General features: G+C 57.2%; 15 protein-coding genes and 2 tRNA genes. 5 read left to right on the top strand and 12 right to left on the bottom strand.

Annotated elements, in window-relative coordinates; genetic code table 11:
• Window positions 1–314 precede the first annotated feature (314 nt).
• From GT003_RS18980 to GT003_RS18960, 5 genes are all read right to left on the bottom strand, one after another.
• A complete protein-coding gene (locus GT003_RS18980) occupies window positions 315–1052 on the bottom strand; it encodes a DUF4247 domain-containing protein (protein WP_161700703.1) in 738 nt (245 codons plus the stop codon).
• A gap of 15 nt (window positions 1053–1067) precedes the next feature.
• Window positions 1068–1574, bottom strand: coding sequence for a DUF4178 domain-containing protein (locus tag GT003_RS18975; RefSeq protein ID WP_161700701.1), 507 nt, complete (start codon window positions 1572–1574; stop codon window positions 1068–1070).
• Between the two features lie 25 nt (window positions 1575–1599).
• Window positions 1600–2004, bottom strand: coding sequence for a DUF350 domain-containing protein (locus tag GT003_RS18970; RefSeq protein WP_161700699.1), 405 nt, complete (start codon window positions 2002–2004; stop codon window positions 1600–1602).
• 324 nt (window positions 2005–2328) lie between these two features.
• Entirely contained in the window at window positions 2329–3000 is a 672-nt protein-coding gene (locus GT003_RS18965) for a PspA/IM30 family protein (RefSeq protein WP_161700697.1), read from the bottom strand.
• A gap of 255 nt (window positions 3001–3255) precedes the next feature.
• A complete protein-coding gene (locus GT003_RS18960) occupies window positions 3256–5916 on the bottom strand; it encodes an NPCBM/NEW2 domain-containing protein (RefSeq protein ID WP_161700695.1) in 2661 nt (886 codons plus the stop codon).
• Between the two features lie 338 nt (window positions 5917–6254).
• Here GT003_RS18960 and GT003_RS18955 point away from each other — a divergent pair, with 338 nt between their 5' ends.
• The 4 genes from GT003_RS18955 to GT003_RS18940 all read left to right on the top strand — a co-directional run bounded on the left by GT003_RS18955 (window position 6255) and on the right by GT003_RS18940 (window position 8083).
• A complete protein-coding gene (locus tag GT003_RS18955) occupies window positions 6255–6776 on the top strand; it encodes a hypothetical protein (RefSeq protein ID WP_161700693.1) in 522 nt (173 codons plus the stop codon).
• A 69-nt stretch (window positions 6777–6845) separates the two neighbouring features.
• Window positions 6846–6921 (top strand) — tRNA-Thr (locus GT003_RS18950).
• A gap of 9 nt (window positions 6922–6930) precedes the next feature.
• Window positions 6931–7007 (top strand) — tRNA-Pro (locus GT003_RS18945).
• 170 nt (window positions 7008–7177) lie between these two features.
• Entirely contained in the window at window positions 7178–8083 is a 906-nt protein-coding gene (locus GT003_RS18940) for a ribokinase (protein ID WP_161700691.1), read from the top strand.
• A gap of 106 nt (window positions 8084–8189) precedes the next feature.
• On the opposite strand, the gene GT003_RS18935 is transcribed toward GT003_RS18940, so the two are convergent.
• Window positions 8190–9590: a HEAT repeat domain-containing protein gene (locus tag GT003_RS18935; RefSeq protein ID WP_161700689.1), complete on the bottom strand. Its 1401-nt coding sequence runs from the start codon at window positions 9588–9590 to the stop codon at window positions 8190–8192.
• Between the two features lie 215 nt (window positions 9591–9805).
• Here GT003_RS18935 and GT003_RS18930 point away from each other — a divergent pair, with 215 nt between their 5' ends.
• Window positions 9806–10642, top strand: a complete 837-nt coding sequence (locus GT003_RS18930) for an AraC family transcriptional regulator (protein ID WP_161700687.1) — start codon at window positions 9806–9808, stop codon at window positions 10640–10642.
• A gap of 125 nt (window positions 10643–10767) precedes the next feature.
• Here the strand turns inward: GT003_RS18930 and GT003_RS18925 are convergent, their stop codons facing one another.
• From GT003_RS18925 to GT003_RS18900, 6 genes are all read right to left on the bottom strand, one after another.
• A complete protein-coding gene (locus GT003_RS18925) occupies window positions 10768–12513 on the bottom strand; it encodes a hypothetical protein (RefSeq protein ID WP_161700685.1) in 1746 nt (581 codons plus the stop codon).
• Between the two features lie 197 nt (window positions 12514–12710).
• Window positions 12711–13844, bottom strand: a complete 1134-nt coding sequence (locus tag GT003_RS18920; protein WP_161700683.1) for a hypothetical protein — start codon at window positions 13842–13844, stop codon at window positions 12711–12713.
• Between the two features lie 165 nt (window positions 13845–14009).
• Complete coding sequence (locus GT003_RS18915) at window positions 14010–14897, bottom strand: cation diffusion facilitator family transporter (RefSeq protein ID WP_338045851.1); 888 nt, start codon at window positions 14895–14897, stop codon at window positions 14010–14012.
• A 224-nt stretch (window positions 14898–15121) separates the two neighbouring features.
• On the bottom strand, window positions 15122–15973 hold the full coding sequence (locus tag GT003_RS18910; protein ID WP_161700679.1) for a phytanoyl-CoA dioxygenase family protein: 852 nt from the start codon (window positions 15971–15973) through the stop codon (window positions 15122–15124).
• Window positions 15974–16473: 500 nt separating this feature from the next.
• Window positions 16474–19152 carry a pyruvate, phosphate dikinase gene (gene ppdK, locus GT003_RS18905; protein ID WP_161700677.1) on the bottom strand — a complete coding sequence of 893 codons (2679 nt, stop codon included), beginning with the start codon at window positions 19150–19152 and terminating at the stop codon, window positions 16474–16476.
• Between the two features lie 479 nt (window positions 19153–19631).
• Window positions 19632–20927: an adenylosuccinate synthase gene (locus GT003_RS18900; RefSeq protein ID WP_161700674.1), complete on the bottom strand. Its 1296-nt coding sequence runs from the start codon at window positions 20925–20927 to the stop codon at window positions 19632–19634.
• Between the last annotated feature and the right edge of the window lie 45 nt (window positions 20928–20972).

Genomic DNA, 20972 nt, shown 5'->3' with positions numbered 1-20972 from the left:
GGTACGCTTGCCGCTGAAGGACAGGAGACGCTGGAGCTGCGCTTCTTCGCGACGGCTAAAATACCGAGGTTGTTCGTCCGGCAGAATCAAGATGCGTATGACTTCTACAGAGGTTCGTTTCAGAAACTCGTGATAGAAGTTCGCTGCACAAATTCGTTACAGAATTCCGATGCAGATTACGCGATGCACACCGATACCACCGAAAGTCGAAAGGGCAGCAAAAAAGCACGGCCGAGAGACCTGTGGTCTGCCGCCGTGCTTTTTTCTACTACGCCTCGGTTCCATTCCTGTTACCGTACCATTCAAACTCAGCCTCATCGTCGCCTGGATACCCTGCCAAACCCGACTCTCGTCTTCGGCTTCGACGATTTGCGCGGCGTCAGCCAGCCGCCCGATTTCTTGCCGCTGTCGGTATCCCGCGTAATCTTGCCCTTCGAAGGATTCCCGAGTACGCCGCCGGAACCCGGCTTCGTGGACGAATCCGTATTCTTCGACCGTTTGAAGATCGAGCCGGTTCGCGTGACCGTCATCGGAGGAATGGCTTTCTTCTCCTGCGTTGACGGCGCCCGGTAGGTGCCGCCGGCCGGCTTGTACGTCCCGCGGTCATCGTAGCCGCGATAGGTTCCATGGCCGTACCGGCCATTATCGAACAGACTCCCTATGACGCTTGCCACCAAATAGCCCTGCAGAAAGCTGGAGCTGTAATTATCGCGGACGTACTCCTTCGAATCGACCTCGATCAGCGTATCTTCCGGCTTGGCCGTATCCTGCTGCAGATGGATAACCCGGTCGGAATAGACGAGGAACATGTGATCCTTCTTCTCCGGGGATGCCTGCTGCGGCTTGGATTCGTCCGTGAGCGCCTTGGCGACCTCCGGCACGCTGACGCCTGCCGCGCGGTACACGTAAGACGTGCTCGCTCCGCTTCCGTTTACCGATTCAAGCGGATAGTTCTCTTCGATCTTCTTATTGATGCCGCAAGCGGCCAGAAGCGGAAAGACGAGCGTGAAGACGAGCAGTAATTTAAGCACATAAGAGCTCTTGCTTCGCATCGTTGTCCTTCCCTCCTAGCTGCCGCGGAGAACGCGGACATCGGCGGGCAGCACGTCTTCCCCTTCGTACAGCATAAACCGCCCGTCCTGCCATTCGATTCGAAGCAGCTTCTGGTCATCCGATTGATACTGCCAGACGTATTGCTCTCCGGCCTGCACGAACGGCGTTTTGCCGGCCGCGACGACGAATCCGGCGTACTGCTCTTCCATATGATAGACCCGATCGTCCAGCTCGAGCTCCGTCGGCACTTCCTCGATGGAATCCAGACGTCCGTCGATCGGTTCGTACATCGCGTAAACCGTGCGTTCGCGTTCTTCAATCGTCAGATAGCGAATGGCCGAGCCATCCTGCAGCGTCAGCACGACGAGATTGCGCTGCCGATTCTGCACTCTGCCGACGACCTGATACGTAACGAGCGAGACCTCGCATACGTCGCCAGGCCCGATCGTCAGCATGCTCTTCTCCACCTTGGCGGGCTCGGGCTTCGCGACGATGTTTTTAATGCGTGAGAATATTCCCATGACGTTTGCTCCTTACGCTTCTAGTTTACAGGCAAGATCCGATGATTAGCGCTCCGGCCACGTGCAGCGAGCCCGTGAACAAGGCGGTCGCGATCTGATTTTGCTTCGTCCCCTCGGCCAAATCCAGTCCGGCCATGGCACGAAGCGCGAATTCGACGAGACTTTCGATCAAAAGAAGAATGACGAACGAGATGGCCGAGACGACCAGCGCTTCCCACAGATCGTCCGACGTCGCGATAGACCGGGACAGGATATAAGCCTGAGCCAGCAGCTTCATGATAAAGCGCGTCGTCACCGCCACGTTGCCTTTCTTGATTTCTTCCAAATCCTTATACCGGGTAAATAACGAATCGATCGCCATCAGTACGATCAGCAGTACCGCGCCCGCACCGGTCCATACGAGAATGCCGAGCATCTCATCCAAATTCATTCGTCCTGAAACCTCCATTGACTAATTTACCAATCGCCCTTAAGCATCATGCTCCATTCGAGGCTTTGCCTTCGAACGGAAACCAATCTGCGTTGTCGCAGCGTGCTCCATTCGAAGCTTTGGCTTCGAACGGAAACCAATCTGCCTCGTCGCAGCATGCTCCATTCGAAGCTTTGGCTTCAAACGGAAACCAATCTGCGTTAGCAAAGAAAAAACGTCCTTGGCGGATGGAAAGCAGCGTGCTTTGCTTTGCGATCCATGCCGGCAGACGTTCTTTCCAACTGGCTAGCAGCTAACTTCTTATGAAGCAGAATTACCGCAAGCCTACTCTTTTTTCTCGTATTGTTTCATCAGGGCCGCCAACTCGTCGTCCACCGCTTTGTTCGTGCCGAGCGATTCGAACTCGTCGTCGAGCGACTTGGCTTTGCTGTTCATTTCGTTGCTCGCTTCGGCCTGCGCTTCAGCTTGCAGCATCTTCTCTTCCATCCGTTTCATGCCGGAAGCCGCGGTGTTGGATCCGAAACCGGCCATCGATTTATTGATGTCCGCCTGCGCCTTGGCCGCCTTGTAACGGGCTACCAGCGTTTCGCGCTTATTCTTCATTTCCGTAAGCTGATCGCGCATCTCGCTCAGCTTCGCGCGGAGATTGTCCGCGGACGCTTTATTGGAATCATAGCTTGTTTTATACTCGTCGCGCTTCTGCTCGGCCGCTTTCTTTTCTTCAAGCGCGCGTCTCGCCAGATCCATGTTCTGAATGGAAGCGGCGGTATGCGCCTGTTCGTTGCGCTTCTGCACGAGCGCTTCTTGTTCTTCGTACAGCTGCTTGAACCGCTTCTCGATCGCGATTTGCGCGGCTACCGCTTTCTCGGCATCCTCCAAATCCTCATGCATGTCGCGGATATATTGGTCCGTCAGTTTGATCGGATCTTCGGCTTTCTCGATCATTGCGTATACGTTCGATAACGTCAGGTCACGAAGTCTTTTGAATACAGACATGTTTCATTTCCTCCTCGATATTGTGCTGTTCTCAGCGTTCATGCTACCTAATACGGCTGGCGGTCCGAATGCGTTTCAAAAAAAATCACACCTTGATTACCCTAATTTACCACAGTGGACGGGAACAAAGAAAGTAGGGCGGACAAGAAGAAGACGCGACGAACGCGAACATTATTATTCCTATCATACGCCCCCTTGCATGTCAGCGCAAAAAAGCCGAACAGGTTCCCCTGCCCGGCTGCTTCGTTGATTCGGTTACGGCGCGCTTGGATATACGATCTGCAAATCTCCCCAGTCCGCATGATCCCAATCGCCGCCGGCGATGCCGTTCGTAATGACCAGCTTCAGCTCGTTGACGCCGCTGATATCCAGGTCAATCAACTGCGTGTCGGTAGTTGCCGTCATGACGCCGCTGTCGAAAGCCTTCACGCCGTCCAGCCATACTTCGAAGCTGACGTCTCCGTTGCCGAATGTCTCGTCGTCGACGCCGACGGCTGCGTGGAAGGAAGCATAGCGTCCGCCCAGCGTGTAGACGATCGTCGAAGCCGCGTGCGTACCCAAGCCTTTCGGATATTCAACGCCGTTCAGCGTGATCGGCTTGCCGTCCGACGATCTGTCTTTATTGATCGAGCCCCATCCGGCCGTTCCCGAATCGTACGCATAGTCGCTGAGATACACGACCGGCGAAGTCGGAGGCGCCAAGACGGCTTCTACTTCGTTGCTCGCTTCCGAACGATTGCCGGCCGCATCGATTGCCTTGACGGTAAAGAGGCTTGACGTGCCCGGAATCAGGCCGGCTGCCGTATATGACGTTGCGTCCGCTCCGCTCGTCGTTCCCGCTTGGATGCCATTGCGATAGACGATGTAGCCCGTCACTGCTTTGTTATCCGTGGACGCGCTCCAGGTCAGGCTCGCGCTCGTGCCGGTAACCGATGCCGCGGTCAGTTGTCCCGGAGCGCTCGGCGCCGCCGCATCGGGCGCTTCCGTCGTCACGGTCAGCGCAGCGCTCGGATCGGAAACATTGCCGGCCGCATCCCGTGCTTTCAAAGTAATACTGTAGCTCGTAAGCGCCGTTAATCCGGTCAGCGTAATCGTGGTTTCCCCGGGAGCCGTCGAGCCTGCCAAGACGCCGTCCTTGTACACGTCATAACCGACGACGCCGACGTTATCGGAAGCCGGGCTCCATGTCAATGCGATCGTCTCGTCGGTTTGGGACGGGGAAGCGACATTCGTCGGTGTCGACGGCTTCTTCGTATCCTTCGCGCCCGGTCTGACAAGGATGATGGATTCCTTCAAGCCCGCGCGGCCTTCGTTATCCCAGACGACGAGCGTGACGCGGTAAATGCCCGCTTGATCGTATACGAACGTCGGTTTCGGCGAGGCGCTCGGAAGTCCCGTGCCGAAATCCCACAGGTAGGTCGCGATCGAACCGTTATCCGTCGACGTACTATTGAACGTTACGGGTTCGCCTTCCCGGACGAGCAGCGGAATCGTAAAATCGGCTTTCGGCTTCGCGTTCGCGAAACCTCTCGAGGCCGGCTGCGCGTTGTCCCCGTTCTTGTAGACCAGATTGCCCGACCACTCCAGATCCTTGGCATCCGTCGGATACGGATCCATCGTGACGTCTTTGTTGCCATAAAACAAATTATTGGTAAAGATCAGCTTATCTACCCCGGGCGCGCCCGTAAGCTCGATCGCCTTGCGCCCGTTGCCCGAGATGAGGTTGCTGTCGAACGTCAGGTTTTGCGAATTGCCGTGAATGCGGATGCCGTTGCCCTCGTAGCCCGGATAAGCGGCCTTCGGGTTGCCGAGCTGCGTATTCATGAAGCTGTTCTTATAAAAGTATTGGAACTGCTCGGTTTCGGAAGCCCCCGCTCCTTGCAGCTGCATCCCCCACATGACGAGGTTTTTGACCACGTTATAGCCCCACAGCTGATGACCCGGGCCCGGCGACTGCTGGATGCCGACCTGTTGGCCGCCGTCGACCACGTTGTCTGTCGTGACGGTATTATCCGCCATGATCTCAAGTCCGATCGCGCCGACGGAACCGTCGGTCGCATGCACGGTGTTCCGGCGTACGGCAATCGTCTTGGAACGAACCGCGCTGATCCAATGATCGACATCGTTGTCTTCGATAATGGAATTGTCGGTATTCGTATGGAGCTCGATCGATAATCCGTTCTCTTTCTTGCCCGAGCCCGTGATGCGGTTATTGCGTACGATCGCTCCCGAACTGCCGTCGTTGAGGAAAATACCGCCGCGCCCCGTGTCCGCGATGACGTTGCGCTCGATGACCGCGTTCGTCGAATTCCAACCTACGCGAACGCCCGCGCCCCAGATGGACTGAACGCCGATATTCGTAATGACGTTGTCCGAAACGGTCAAATGATCCGTATGGTCGCCGAGCAAGGCATGCGGGCCGAACCCTTCGCTCGCCACGAAATCCTTCACCTTCAAGCCGCTCATCACGTTCCCGCTGCCGCCTTCGGACACGGCGCCCGACATCAGAATGGAGCTGTTATTGCCGTCCAGCGTCATGTTCTTGATTGCCGCATTGGAGGCGTTCAGGAATTTGAACATGAACGTATCCGTGCTTCCCGCGTATTTGACGATGGTGCCGTCGCGATTCTCCCCTTTGATGGTCACGCCGGATTTGCCGTTCACGGTGCCAGATAATACGTACGTGCCTTTCGGAAGAAGCACGGTATCGCCTGCCTGCGCCGCATCGATCGCCGCCTGGATGCCTGCGCGGTCGTCGAGCGTATCCGCCCCGTTCGCTCCGTATGAAGCAACTGAAATGGAAGCCTTCGGAAGACTCGGACCCGCTGCATAACCGGTCACAGGCACGGCCGTCAGGGTCATGGCCATCGAAGCGAATAAACTAATGCCGGCCCGTTTGCTAAGTTGAAGCTTCATGAAGTAGAACATCTCCTCTACGACGATATTTGGGCAGCTTGCTTCAATGTTTGGATCGGATAAGCTGCTATCCTATCGTGCAGGATAAGCGCGTTCGTTCGTACTGTCCGATACGCGATTCGGTCGAGATCGGACTGTGAAATTGCAAAAAAGCTATGATTACATGTAAGCGCATACAGAATTCGGCATATAACGACATCGTTCGGACTGGCGTCGGCTGCCCATCTCAATCGTGATTATCGATGCGAGAGGAGCGTGCAAGCTGTCGTCATTTCCTATCGTTCGTGGTAATAAGCTGTACAAAGCCGCATACCATGTTTCCGCGGGAGGTTGATTCCATGTTGAAGAATGCCTTGATCGAAGCCCAGCTTCAGCTTATCGAGAGCGAGAGATGCCGCGTGCATGCCGTCGTCGAATCCAAGCACGGCGATACCGTCATCCTCTTCTCGCCCGCCTTGCGCTTCGATCTGTATGCCCGGGTCATTTATGTCAGCGGGATCGCTACGAAACGTTATGTGAACGACTTATCGCTGCATGTCTCCCCGATCGAAGGAGCGCGGCAAAAGGCGTGGTACCTCCAATACGTTCGCATTCTAGGCGACAAAATCAACCGCGGCTTCGGCTCGATCATGCTCGGTCAACTCCTGCAGATTGCCGAACGCGAAGGCATCGCCTATATCGAAGGAAGAATGCAGCAAACGGAGCATAGCGCGCATGCCGAGAGGCTCCGGCACTTCTACACGAAATTCGGTTTTGCGATTGACGGCGAAGGCCGATTGCGATGGCGCAACGAGAAAGCGGCGGTCCATTCATCGGGCATGGAGACTGCGATTCCCGCGCTTCGCCGATGGTTGAAATGAATATAAAAAAAGGACTTGCATCTTTTTATTTAATTATGTTAAGATACTTTTTGTGTTCAGAACACATTCGCCGGTGTAGCTCAGTTGGTAGAGCAACTGACTTGTAATCAGTAGGTCGTGGGTTCGACTCCTATCGCCGGCACCATCTTCATCTCGGGACGTAGCTCAGCTTGGTAGAGCACCTGGTTTGGGACCAGGGGGTCGCATGTTCAAATCGTGTCGTCCCGACCATTCATAACCTCTATCCGTTTCAACGGATCGTCTAAAAGCTCGAGCGCTGCTCGGGCTTTTTTTGTTGCCTGGAGACTCACCTTCGATTGACGGTCATTTTGGGATCATGATATAGTCGGAAGGCGAAAGATGTAACCGGTATCATACTACTCAGTCAAAGGATGATAAAGATGGCGCGAAAGCCGCGAATCGCCGTTGTCGGCAGCTTAAACATGGATTTGGTCATCTCGCTGCAGCGGATGCCGCGAATGGGCGAATCCCTTCAAGGCGACGATATTCATTACATATCCGGAGGGAAAGGCGCGAATCAAGCAGTCGGCTGCGCCAAGCTTGGCGCGGAAGTGAGCATGATCGGCGCCGTCGGGGACGACGGGTTCGGCGCGCAGATCATGAAACGGATGAACGATTTCGGCGTCGGCACGGATACGATCGCCGTGCTGGAAGCGCCCACGGGCACGGCCGCCATCCTTCATACGGAAGGCGACAATTGCATCGTCGTCGTCCCGGGAGCGAACGGTCTCTGCTCGCCGGAAAGCATTCAGTCCCATGCCGGGGTTATCGCCGGTGCCGACGCCCTGATCGTGCAGCTTGAAATTCCGCTGCCGGCGGTCGAAGCAGCGCTGCGAACCGCCCGCGAAGCCGGCGTCCGGACGATCATCAATCCCGCTCCGGCGGTACGGCTGTCGGAGGAGCAGATCCGCCTCGGCGACTGCTTCACGCCGAACGAAACGGAATTCGAATTCTACTGCGGCAGCCCGGCCGCGAGCGAAGAGCAGCTGTTCGCTCAGATGCGGTCTTGGCGCGATCGGTTCCCGCAGCAGACGCTCATCGTTACGAGGGGCAAACGCGGCATCTCCTGCCTCGATGGCGATGAGATCGTCACGGTTCCCGCTCCTATCGTCGAGGTCGTCGATACGACCGGCGCAGGCGATTCCTTTAATGCCGCGCTCTGCTTCGGCCTCGCTTCCGGCTGGAGCCTGGAACGGACGCTGCCGCTGGCCGTGAAGGCGGCTTCGCATTCCGTGACGGTCTTCGGAGCACAGGACGGCATGCCGCTGATGTCCGATCTGGCGTAGTATCTAACGACGAGCATTATAAAACAGAAATCGGCCTCCTCAAGCTTGCGACAGCAAGCTTGAGGAGGCCGATTCGTTCAAGAGAAGTCCAGCAAGCTTCCCCCGCCTAGAACGTGCTTGCAGGCGTCGTATCCGAGCACCAGCGCGTATTGAACAGCTCGCGCATCAGCACGTCATGCGCTTCCTTGGTTCCGATGCTGCGCAGCGCTTCCAGCGCATGTCCGCGAACGTAGCGATTCTCGTCGTCCAGCGAAGCTTCGAGCGCCGGCACGGCGTCGGCGGCGTCCGGACCGATTCGGACAAGCGCCAGGCCTGCCGTGAACTTCACCTGCGTGTCTTCATCCGACAGCGCTTGGATCAGCGCAGGCACGACGGAACGCGGGTTGCTGCTCATCATGCCGAGCACTTCGGCGACCGTGCGGCGGATCACGTCGGACGGATGGGCAATGAGCGCCGCGACTTGCGGTACGGCCGCTTCCGCTTGGCCGCGCAGCTCGGATAATGCGAACAACGCATGGTTGACGACGTACTCTTCCGAGCTGGTTAACGCTTGCGTCAAGCCTGCTACGGCTTCCGTACCGGCCGCCGACAGTCCGTATGCAGCGATGCGGGAAATCTTCTTCGGGCCCTGATTGAGCGCTTCGAGCAAGCGGCCGATGCCGGCTTCGCCGCTCGCCGCCAAGTCATAAGCTGCTGCGATCGCTTCCGGCTCTTCCGCATGGTTCAAGCGGGACGCCAGCTCCGCGACTTCCTCGGCGCTGCCTGCCTTGGAACCCGCGCGCGCTGCCACGCGGCCGGACAACCAGTTCCATACCTCGTCGGCGACCGGCTGATAGACGGCGCGTCCGCCAACTTCCGTGATATCCCCGATTTCTTGCGCTTGGTTATTCCATGACGGAGCCGCAGGCGCCTGGGTCCGCATAAATTCGAATTTCAGCATGAAGCGCGGATTGCCGAGCAGGTTCGGCGTTGAACGATGCCAAATGTCGTAGTGGATCAGCGCGAACGTACCCGCTTCGCCTTTCGCCGTTGCTTCCTCGGCCATCTCGTCGGAAGCGAAATTGCGCGAGTCTTCGAAATGCGTGCCCGGCAGGACGCCCGTCGGTCCGAGCTCCATCGGCGTATCCTGCGGGAAGTACATGATCATCGCCCACCAAGGGTGATGGTTGCGCAATTTGCTGTAGCCCCAGTAGCTGTCCTTATGCCAGCCGCCCGGCTTCGGAATGGAATTATAATGACCGTGGCGATGCGTATGCAGGAGGTACTCCGGACCGAGAACGCTCGTCAATGCGCCCGTAATGACCGGATGTTCGAATACGCGCTGCAGGTCGCGTATGCGAGGCAGGATATTGTTGCCCGGGTTGCCTTCTTTGTCATAAATTTCGTTCAGCTGCGACACGAGCTTCTCATGAAATTCGCGCGAAAAATCGGTTTTCAAAATTAAAAATCCGTTGGCGATAAAGGATTTCATCTGTTCGTCGTTAAGCAGAAGCGGTTGCTGCGTCATAGCCTGTCGGCCTCCTCGTTCGTGTTTGTTTCTTCCCTCTCATTATAGAATCGCAGATTGCGCTTTCAAATGGATAGGGCTAAGAATGAAGGTGCCAAAGTTAAGGTATCCTTTTCACCGAAGGGCGAATCGTCTATGATGGAACCATAGAACCGGCATGCCGAGGAATGATCGGATCCGTGATGCGACCGGACCGGGTTAGGAGACTTGCAGCAATGAACATGAAACGCGAACACGGCGCTTTGACCGACCTGCTCCACACCCTCCAGATCGACGTGTTAACGGCCCACAAGACGCTGGTGACGCGAGATTGGCAGGATTTCGACTTCGTGCCGGAGTACAATAAATTTTATTATATCTTGGAGGGCGAAGGATGGCTGAAGTCCGGAGACGCCGAGCTGACGCCGGTATCCGGAGATCTCTGCATGCTGCCGGCTTATATCAATCAATCCTATTCCGCGCTGAAAGGCCGTCCGCCCTTCCTCAAATATTGGTGCCATTTCACGACTTCGATCGGCCCGTTCGATCTGTTCCAATGGATCGGCGCGCCGCTCTTCATCCCGGTCATCGACCGCGAAGAAATGGATGCGCTCTTCAAGCTGCTCGTCAGCCTTCGGACGAATTCGTCCGTCGTGGCCAGGCTTCGCGAGAAATCCGTCATGCTGGAAATCATCTCGCGCTACTTGGAGCATGTGCCGATAACGATTCTTCAGCATCGCTCGGAGGATCTGAAGCGGATCCAATTCATCCAGTCCTACATCGACGGCCATATGGAAGGCACCTTGAAGGTCGAAGACATGGCGCGGGCGGCGCATCTGCATCCGAATTATTTCATCGCCTATTTCAAGAAGCATTTCGGCGTATCCCCGCTCAAATATATGAATCGCCGGCGTGCGGACAAGGCGAAGATCCTCCTCTCGACCACCGCCCTAAGCATCAAGGACATCGCGGATCAGACGGGCTTCAAGGAAACGAATCATTTCGCGAAATTCTTCCGCAAGGAGACCGGGCAAAGTCCGACCGAATATCGGCTTCTGCACGGCGGCAGTTAGGCGAACGCATTGCCTTGAGGCAATTCGAAGCTCTTCGAAAGCCGCAGCTTGCGACTCCCTGCCGCTTAACAATAAGAAGGCTATCTCTCAGCGCGCGCTGAAGGATAGCCTTCTTCGTGTCCCGTTTACAGCTGCCTCACCTGTCCGGCCAGTACCTCCGCGGTCAGCCAACGCCGCATCGACAGCAGCACGACCAGCGAAGGCAATGCGATGAGAGCCCCTAACTGCAGCAGCGTCGCCGGACCGTACGTCAGCCCGTCTGCCTGCATCGCCGATTGCGCGATCATGAAGCGCATGCTTGGCGGAAACAGGTTCGGATTCGAGATATAGATCATCGGCGCGTAAATACCGTTCCACATGGCAACGAATTGCATTGCCCCGAGCCCAAGCAGCGGCTTCCAAACCCTCGGCACGTACAACCGGAAGAACATGAACGCCTCTCCGCGTCCCGCATATCGCTCCCTGAGCGCGCCGTGTTTGCCGGTATAGATGCTACTCAGGACGAAGATCGGCAGAATCGAGAAAAACCCCGTGATGTACAAAGCAACGACCGAATTGATCAGCCCAAGATCCTTCAGCAGCATAAAATCGAAGAAGGAGACGCTGCCGGCGGACATGATCGCGAGCAGGAATCCCGTGTACAGGCGTCGCCCCGGCAGATCCTTGACCGTCAGCGGGAATGACAACGTGAGCGTGATCAGCATGAAGACCGCCGACGAGGCCAGATAAATAAACAGGTACTTCACGTACTGGGAAACCGAAAGCAGCGTCGATAACCCCGGACCTTCGTTCCGAATCGTGTACGGATAGATCAACAGGACATAAAGAACCGCCAAGACGGGCAGCGCGAACAACAGGATGACGACTCCGCCCGCCGCTCTGTTCGCTCTTCCCGCGGCTTGCATCCTACCCGCCTCTTCGTTATGCGGCGTACGTACATCCCGCGCAAACATTCGCCGGATAATGAAATACGCGCCTACGGAACAGATGAATTGCAGCAGGAATTGGAGCGTGGCGAGCGGCCCTTCCGTATTCAAGTCCATGTTCTGAAATAGCATTCGGAACCGATACGTCTCGATCGTGTCGCCGGTTTGAAAGACAAGCGGGTTCACGAGCGCATGCAGAAGCTCGAAATTCGTGGCGAGCACGGCAGAGAACTGCATCAGCATGAACGCCGTGACCGCTCGCGCTGCCGGCACGAGGTTCAGGCGCGTCCACGTGCCTCGTTGAACGTTCCGCCCCGCTTCGATCCCGTCTGCAGCATGCCTGGCGCCGATCGCCGCGACTGCGATTACCGTTGGAATGCCGATCGTTTTGACGATCTCGACGAAGAGGTACATCGGCTTGAACAGCTCCGGCCGCGCCCATACCATCGCATGCAAGCCGAACGGCGAGCGATCGGCGGAGAACGCCAACATGGCCATATAAGCGAAGATAAGAGACGGGATAAAGTAAGGCAGCAGGAACAGCGTCGTGATCGCCCCTCTTGACCGGACGCCGTTAAACGCGCCGATCGCCAGCGCAAGAATGAGCGCGGCGATCCCGCAGCAGGCCGTATACATCAGCTTGATCTGCAGCGTATTGCGGAGGATAGGCAGAAAATCGGGATTGTCGAACATATGCTTGAAATTCGCCATGCCTGCCCCCGGGCTGTCCCAAAATCCTTGGATTAACCGGAAGTCCACGAAGGAAGCATACAACGACTGAAGCAGCGGGATGGCTTTAAAATACGCGACGAGCAGCAATGCGGGCAAGACGATCGCATAATGCAGCCGGTATTTCCACATTCTTCGGAATGGATTCGTCTTGCCTGCAATCGCTCGATCGTTCTCCAGCGCTGGATGAGCCATGTCTTGCTCGATGTTATTCATGCGCGGTGATTCTTGTGATCCTTGTCCTTCGTCCATTGCCAACCTCCGCCGGTTCCATTGTCGATGCAGTCCATCATGAAATGCCATTTCATTCTAATTCAGGGCGATGAACGGGGCAAGCAATTTCTGACGTTTGACCGCCCACGAAAAAACGCTTCTTGGGTTCTCCCAAGAAGCGTTCTAATTAGGTACGGTCATTATTTGCGGATGTTATAACCGATGAAAGCTTTGGAATCCAGATCGAACACGACCGTCAACGGTCCGAGAAGCTCGTCCTGATCGGTTTGGTACGTAACCGTTACGAGTTTGCTGCCGTTAGCTTTCGCCGTTTCCAGCAGTTTCTTCGCCTCGTCGGTCGCTGCCATTACGCCGGAATCCGCCGCGTTGACGAGCTTAACCTCGGCTTCGTCTTTCTTCGTCTTCAGGTGCGACTCTTGGCCTTCCGGAAGCTTGCTCCAAGCCAGTGTCCGGAACTCGCTTACCGCGGCAGGCGCGAGCGAATCCGCGGCTTTATCGCCAAGCGCGACCAGATAGAACAGCGGGCTGATAGGCGGAATGCTCTTCGTCATCTCAGGGCCGTAGTACGCGCGGACTTTATCGCCGGCTTTCAGGCTCTCCCACGTGACAGGTTGGCCTTCCGCATCGATAACGCTCGTTTCCTTGCCGGCGTTCAGGACGATCGAGGACGAAGCATCGCCGTCTTTCGCGACGCCAAGCGTAACTTGCCAGCCGTCATCCGTATGTTTGACGGATTGGATAGCTTCTTCTTTGATCAGGCGTTCGCTGCCGAGGGTTACTTTGGCGGCATGCGATTGACCCGGGTAGCTCATCGTCATGACCGGACCGTACTCCGCGATCAGCTCCGTGCCGGCTTTGAGCTTGCTAACGTCGGCGGATTTGCCCGTGCTGTCCGTCAGGACCGTATCTTTATCGACCGTCAGAATGACCCATTTGTTCGTGCCTCTGCCGACAACGTCGAGCTGGTAAGCGCCGTTATCAAGCGGCTTTACGCCTTGAATGATGCCCGATAGCATGATGAATTGCGCCTCTTCTCCGCTATCTTGGTTCTTCGACGTCAGCGACAAGCTCTTGTCCTTCGCGCTGTAGATCACGTCGTAACCCAGTGCCGCTGCTTCGCTCTTCGCTGGCAGATAGGCTTGGCCGTTAATGAATACCGGCTTCATCGATGTATTCTGTCCGTCTACTTTAACCGTGATATCGCTTCTAACGAGACCGCTGACCTTCTCGAGGACGCCGGACGCTTCCGCGGCAACCGCGGAGCCTACCAGGCCGACAAGCGTAGCGACGATAATAATTTTTTTCTTGTTCATGTTGTTATTTCTCCTCCCGATGATCATCACTTAGGATGTTGGTTTCTCTTACATGCACTCAGACGGCATACGCCGGGCAAAGGTTGCAGCGATGTCCCATTTCCTACTTTAGACCTAGAACCTATAAGAAAAACGGCACGGATTACTCCGCGCCGGCCAGCTTCGTTATTCGTTCTCGTACCAAGGATTCAAGTGTACGAGCACCTCGTCCACCTCGGGATGGGCGTCCTGCACCTTCTTCTTGATCTTGCGGATAATGTCATGGCCTTCCTGGATCGTCAGCGTTCCCAGAACGGCCACGCGCGCGTCCACCAATACGTAGTGACCATGCTCGCGCGCCCGCAGACGGTCGATCCGCCTCACTTCCGGCACTTCGCGAAGATGCTCCGTTATATCTTCGATCTTATCGGGGCTCAGGCTCTTGTCCATGAGGACGTCGACCGTTTCGCGCGCCATATCGAAGCCGAGCTTGAGCACCAGGATCGAGACGATGACGCCCGCCGCGGGATCGCCGTAGCTGAGCCAGTCGATGTCGATTCGTTCGCCGATCCAGGCAAGCGCGATCCCGATCGAGGCGGCCAGCGAGGCATACACGTCCGCCAGATGATCGTACGCCGTTGCCTGGAGCGCTTTGCTGTTGATGCGATCGCTGATGCGCTTCGTGTAGATGTACAGCGCCTGCTTGATCAGCAGCGACACGATCGCCGCGATTAATGCGATGATATGCGCTTTCCCAGGTTCATGGAAGAAAGCGAGGAACGCGTGGTAGCCCATGTAAATCGCCGCGATGACGAGAATGAACGCCACGACGCCCGCTCCCAGCACCTCGGCTTTGCCATGCCCGTAAGGATGATCCTCGTCAGGCGGCTTGCCCGACAGGCGCATCGAACTGTATGCGGTGGCGGTCGCAATGATATCGCCGGCATTATGGATGCCGTCCGCGATCAATACCTGGCTGCCGTAGACGATGCCGACGATCAGCTTAATACCCGTTAACAGCACATTGCTGAGCAGAGATACCCACATGGCAATAATGGACGATCGGTTTTCCAAGTTGTCTCTCCTCATTTCCTTTCAGGCGGCCGGCGCTTTTCTCGTAGAGGCATCTTACCATTCTTGCCCATTGAAAATCAAATTCGCCGCTCAGGGGACGCAGAGCAAAAAACAAGCCCGCCAATGGGATTCGGCGAGCCTGCAGGCGTGCACTACAGTGCGAGTCTATTCATAATATACGTGTCTATGCGCATTCATGCCGATCTATGCGCAACTGTTCGATACTAAACGCCGAGCGCCTTGGCTTTCGCGGCGCGCGCGAGCGCCGGCAGATGGCTTTGGTTCTCCTGGATCTGACGCAAATGGCGCATCCGTTCCGGGCCGGCCCCGTTCAGCACCGCTTCCCCGTGCAGCTCTTCGACCCAATACGGAGCGAAGGTGCTGACGTATTCCTGCAGCTCATCCATATGCTCCTCGGTGTAGCGCCGGGAGAAATTGATGAGCATGACTCTGCGGTTGTTGCCGCCGTTAAACGCGGCATGCTTCATGTAATTGTTGAATACGAGCAGGTCTCCCGGACGAATCTCGATCGGAACCGATGGAAGGTCTATCCGATCTACGCCCCATAGCCCTTCCATGTCGGAGGTATGGATCTGCGATTTCAAGATTTCGGTGAACTGGTCCCCGATGAAATGGCTGCCGGGAATGACCCGCAGCGCGCCCGTATCCTTGGTCACGGGATCGAGGTAGAAGGATAGATTAATGCTCTTTAGGTTGCCCGGCCACGTCTTGTCCATCGTCGTATCGGAGTGCCAGCCGGTATCGCCGACATACTTGTTCCCGGCGCTCGTCAAGTAATTGTAATCCTCGCCAAGCAAGGTGGAACAAATATTCCTGACGCGCGGATCATCCAGCAGCGACGCCAGCTTCTCGCTATGGCCGAGAAACGCGACGATCGTCGACGTCTTCTTGAAATTATGCGGCTGGCCGTTGAAGTTGCCGCCCAACTTCTGAAACACTTGATCGAACGCTTCCGTGATCTCCATGATTCGATCCTTCATCAAGCCTCTGAATACCAAATAGCCGAACGTGTCGAAGAACGCCTTCTGCTGCGGCGAAACGCCGAAATCCGTCATGATGAAACCTCCGATTACAATGAGATAATAGGCCCGAGTTTCTTGGCACCCCTATCTTAGCCCGCGTTGCAAACGATTGCAAGATTAGAATAAGCCTTGGCCGATCGCGACAAAAGCGCGATTTCGCCGCATTCCCCGAGGCCCGAATGATCTCGAATTCAGGAGGAGAAGCCGCCTCTGGGGATCCGTCTTGACACGCGATCCATTGCTCTATTTCCCGATATCCGGGAGGGCAGGTCGCATGTTTAGTACGAAACAGCAACCGCGTTCAATGCATTGCCGTTGCAGTCAAATTGTCGAACTGGGCCGTGCCGTTGTAAGCGAACAAGCCGATTTTGCCGCGCGAATATTAAACTCGGATCCAACCGGCTTTTCCTTCATCGCTCGCTGGCATTACATTACACGTTGCTCGTTGCTCGTTGCTAGATGCTCGTCGTTCGTTGCTAGATGCTCGTTGCTCGCTGCAAGATGCTCGTTGCTCGCTGAAAGTTACTTGCCGCTTACGCTTCCAGCTTCAACCCGTCCGCTCCCTCATTCCCGAACGCGATCGCGGCCTGGGCCGCCGCGATTCGTGCCAGCGGCACGCGGTACGGCGAACAACTGACATAGTCGAGCCCTGCTTGATGGCAGAAGAAGATCGACGATTTATCGCCGCCGTGCTCGCCGCAGACACCCGTCTTAAGCCGCGGATTGACCGCGCGTCCAGCAGCCGAAGCCAGTTCGATCAGCTGGCCGACGCCTTCGGTGTCAAGCACTTGGAACGGATTTTCGGGCAGCAGCTTTTGGTCGACGTAATGGCTCAGAAATTTGCCCTCGGCGTCGTCCCGGCTATAGCCGAACGTCATCTGCGTCAGGTCGTTCGTTCCGAATGAGAAGAAATCGGCATGCGCCGCGATTTGGCGCGCCGTCAGCGCCGCCCGCGGCACTTCGATCATCGTGCCGACCTTATAGCGGCAAGCCTTGAGCTTCTCCTCGCCCAGCAATTGCGCTGCCATCCCGTCGATTCTGCCGCGCAAGAAACTCAATTCGTTGACGTGCCCGACTAACGGAATCATGATCTCGGGCAGCACTGCGACGCCGTCCTCCAAACATTCCGCGACCGCCCGGAAAATCGCCTCGATCTGCATATCGTATATCTCCGGGAACACGATCCCGAGCCGGCATCCCCGCTGACCCAGCATCGGGTTCGATTCGTGCAGCGCGTTCACCTTGCGCAGCAGCGCCGTTAACTCGCGGCGTTCGCCCGCGGATTGCCCGGAGGCAGCGCCAGCCAGTCTCTGCTGCAAGTCCGCCGCGCTCGGCAGAAACTCGTGCAGCGGCGGGTCGAGCAGCCGAATCGTCACGGGCAGTCCGTCCATCTCGCGGAACATGCCCTCGAAATCGGACTGCTGCATCGGCAGCAGCAGTTCCAAGGCGCTTCGGCGCGCCGCGTCCGTTTCGGCCAAAATCATCGCCTGCATAACGGGCAGCCGATCCGGCGCGAAGAACATATGCTCCGTTCGGCAGAGGCCGATGCCTTCGGCGCCGAAAGCCCGCGCCACTCGCGCGTCATGCGGATTGTCGGCGTTCGTCATGACCCGCAGCTTGCGCACTTCGTCGGCCCATCCCAGTATTTCCAGCAGTTCGGCGCTCGTCTCCGGCTCCCGCAGCGGCACGTTGCCGACGATGACCCGCCCGCTGGCGCCATCCAACGTGATCCAGTCGCCCTCGCGCACGACGATGCCGCTTGCCTCCATCGTTCCGCCCTTCGCGTCGATGCGCAGCGATTCGCACCCGCACACGCAGGGCTTCCCCATGCCTCTGGCTACGACGGCGGCATGGCTCGTCATTCCGCCGCGGCTCGTGAGCACGCCTTCGGAGGCCAGCACGCCGTGGATATCTTCCGGCGTCGTCTCCGGCCTCGCCAGAATGACCGGCAAGCCTTCGCGATGCCACTGCGCAGCCGTATCCGCATCGAATGTCAACTGTCCGGCCGCCGCGCCAAGCGACGCCGGCAATCCGACGGCAAGCACCGCTTGCACCGCCTGTTCGTCGAGCCCCCTGTGCAGCAGCTGGTCCAGATGCGAAGGCTCGATGCGCTCCAACGCTTCATTCCGGGTCAATAGCCCTTCGCGCACGAATTCTACCGCGATGCGCAGCGCCGCTTTGGCGTTTCTTTTGCCATTCCGCGTTTGCAGCAGGTAGAGTTTGCCCGTCTCCACCGTGAATTCGATATCCTGCATGTCGCGGTAGTGCCGTTCCAATTGCTGCGCCACGCTTGCTAGCTGCGCGTACAGCCCGGGCTGCTCCCCTTCCATCGCCGAGATGGAGAGCGGCGTCCGCACGCCGGCGACGACGTCCTCCCCTTGCGCGTTCATCAGGTATTCGCCGTAGAGCCGAGCTTCGCCTGTCGAAGGATTACGCGTGAAAATCACGCCAGTCCCGCTATCCGTCCCCCGGTTGCCGAACGCCATGCTTTGAATATTAACGGCCGTCCCTTGATCGTCCGGGATACGGTTAATTCGCCGGTATATTTGCGCGCGCGAATTGTTCCACGAACCGAACACCGCTTCGATGGCCATGTGCAGCTGTTCATGCACGTCCTGCGGAAAAGCCCGCTCCGAGCGGCTGGCGCAGATCGCCTTGAATTCGCCGACAAGCCGCTGCCACCCGTAATCGGGAACGTCCTGATCGAGCCGCACGCCCAGCGAATTCTTCAACTTGTTCAGCCGCTGCTCGAAATGATGCCCTTCGATGCCGAGCACGACATTGCCGAACATCGCGATCAGCCTGCGGTAGCAATCGTAAGCGAAGCGCGGATTGCCCGTGAGCGCCGCAAGCCCCATGACCGTCTCGTCGTTCAGGCCGAGGTTGAGGATCGTATCCATCATGCCCGGCATCGACGCCACGGAACCGGAACGAACCGAGACCAGCAGCGGCGCTGTCGGGCTGCCGAATTGCTGGCTTTTGACGAGCTCCAGCTTCTTCAGCGCATCCGCTGTCTCTTGCTTGAGCGCCTCGGACAGCGAGCCCCCTTGTTCAAAATAACTTAGGCATGCTTCCGTCGTAATCGTAAACCCCGGCGGTACCGGCAATCCTGCCCGTGTCATCTCCGCCAAATTCGCTCCCTTGCCGCCTAACAAGGCTTTCATCTTCGCGCTGCCTTCGTGAAACGCATAGACTTGCTTGCCTTTCGCCATCCCTATATCCCCCTCAACGAAATCGGTAAATAATACATCTTATATCGAATAATACACTATATATAACGAAATAATATAGAGTTAATTCCGTAATAATGTAACACATTTGTGAATAGTACATCTTATTAGTCGAAGGGACGGAATTTACGCTAATCGTTTTCCGGCCGTTTTCAGGCTCGTTTCCTCTGGATCTCGGCAGCCTTTTCCCGTTCCTGCCCCCATGCGCGCCTCACCCTTTAGGAGGCCATTTGGCATCCTCAACATAAAAAAAGACTGCCCGAAGGCAGTCGAAAGAATGATCGTCAAAAAAATAGCAATCGCGCTTCTCTTGAACCTGCGCCCCGAAGAACAACCACGGCGCTTCGCCGGCAACGATCACGCCGCGGCGATCGTCCGCATCAATGTCGCCGCTTAGGAGCAACATGCCGTAATCGCCGCGCTTGTTGGCGAACGTTTCTCCGTAGGGAGAAGGAACCTCCTTAGAGGCATCCGCCCGAACGCTCGATCAATTGCTCGCGGCGCGGTCCGACGGAGATGCGCGTGATCGGCACGCCGATCCGACGTTCGATGAACATCACGTAGTTCTGCGCTTCCTGCGGCAGCGACTCGAAGGCTCGGCAGCCCGTAATGTCGGACTGCCAGCCTGGAAGCTCCCCGAAGACGGGCTGCGCGAGCTCCAGCAGCGAGGTAACGGGGAAATCTTCCGTCATTGTGCCGTTCGGCAGCCGGTACCCGATGCAGACCGGAATGGCATCCAAGTACCCGAGCACGTCCAAATTCGTCAGCGTCACCGAGCTTGCTCCCTGCGCGCGGCAGCCGTACCGGGTCGCGACGAGATCCAGCCAGCCCACCCGCCTGGGGCGCCCCGTATTGACGCCGTATTCACCGGCATCGCCTCCCCTGCTCCGCAATTCTTCCGCTTCGGCGCCCTCCAGCTCCGTCACGAACGGCCCCGCCCCGACGCAGCTGGAATACGCCTTCGTGACGGCAACGATGTCGGTAATGGAGCCTGGGGCAAGTCCCGCGCCGACGGAGGCAAACCCGGCTAACGGGGAAGAGGACGTGGAGAAGGGATAAATGCCGTGATCCGGATCGCGAAGCGCGCCTAACTGACCTTCGGCGAGAATAGGCGCTCCTTGCGCGTTCGCTTCGGCGAGAATCGCAGTCGTATCCGCGATATACGGCTTCAGCTTCGCTCCGTATTCCATCAACGCCGGCAGCAAGTCATCGACTGCAAGCGGATCGAGGCCGTATAGATGCTGCAGCAGAATATTCTTGGCCGCCAGCGACTGCTCCAGACGGCTGCGCAGCCGTCGGACGTCGTACAAATCGGACGCCTGTACGCCCAGCTTGGCATACTTATCCGCGTAGAACGGCGCGATTCCGCATTTCGTCGAACCGAAGCCCGCGCCGCCGAGCCGTTCTTCCTCTAACCGGTCGAACAGCCGATGATAAGGCATCACGATCTGCGTCCGATCCGACACGATCACCGCCGGTGCCGGTACGCCTCTGCCGGCCAGCCCTTCAAGCTCGCCAAAGAACATGTCCACGTCCAGCGCTGTCCCCGGACCGACGACGTTGGTGACATGCGGATAAAAGACGCCCGACGGCAGCAGCCGGAGCGCGAATTTCCCATGCTCGTTCAGAATGGTATGACCTGCATTGCTTCCGCCTTGAAAGCGAACGACGTACGATGCCTTCGCGGCCAATGCGTCCGTCACCTTGCCTTTCCCTTCGTCTCCCCAATTCGCTCCAACGATTGCCGTTACGCTCATGGCCGAATCCTCCTTCATGCTTGTGAGCTAGCTGCAAGCTTGATT

Source organism: Paenibacillus sacheonensis, assembly GCF_009909195.1.
GTDB classification, from domain to species: domain Bacteria; phylum Bacillota; class Bacilli; order Paenibacillales; family Paenibacillaceae; genus Paenibacillus_Z; species Paenibacillus_Z sacheonensis.
This window is presented reverse-complemented; position numbering and strand designations above follow the sequence as displayed.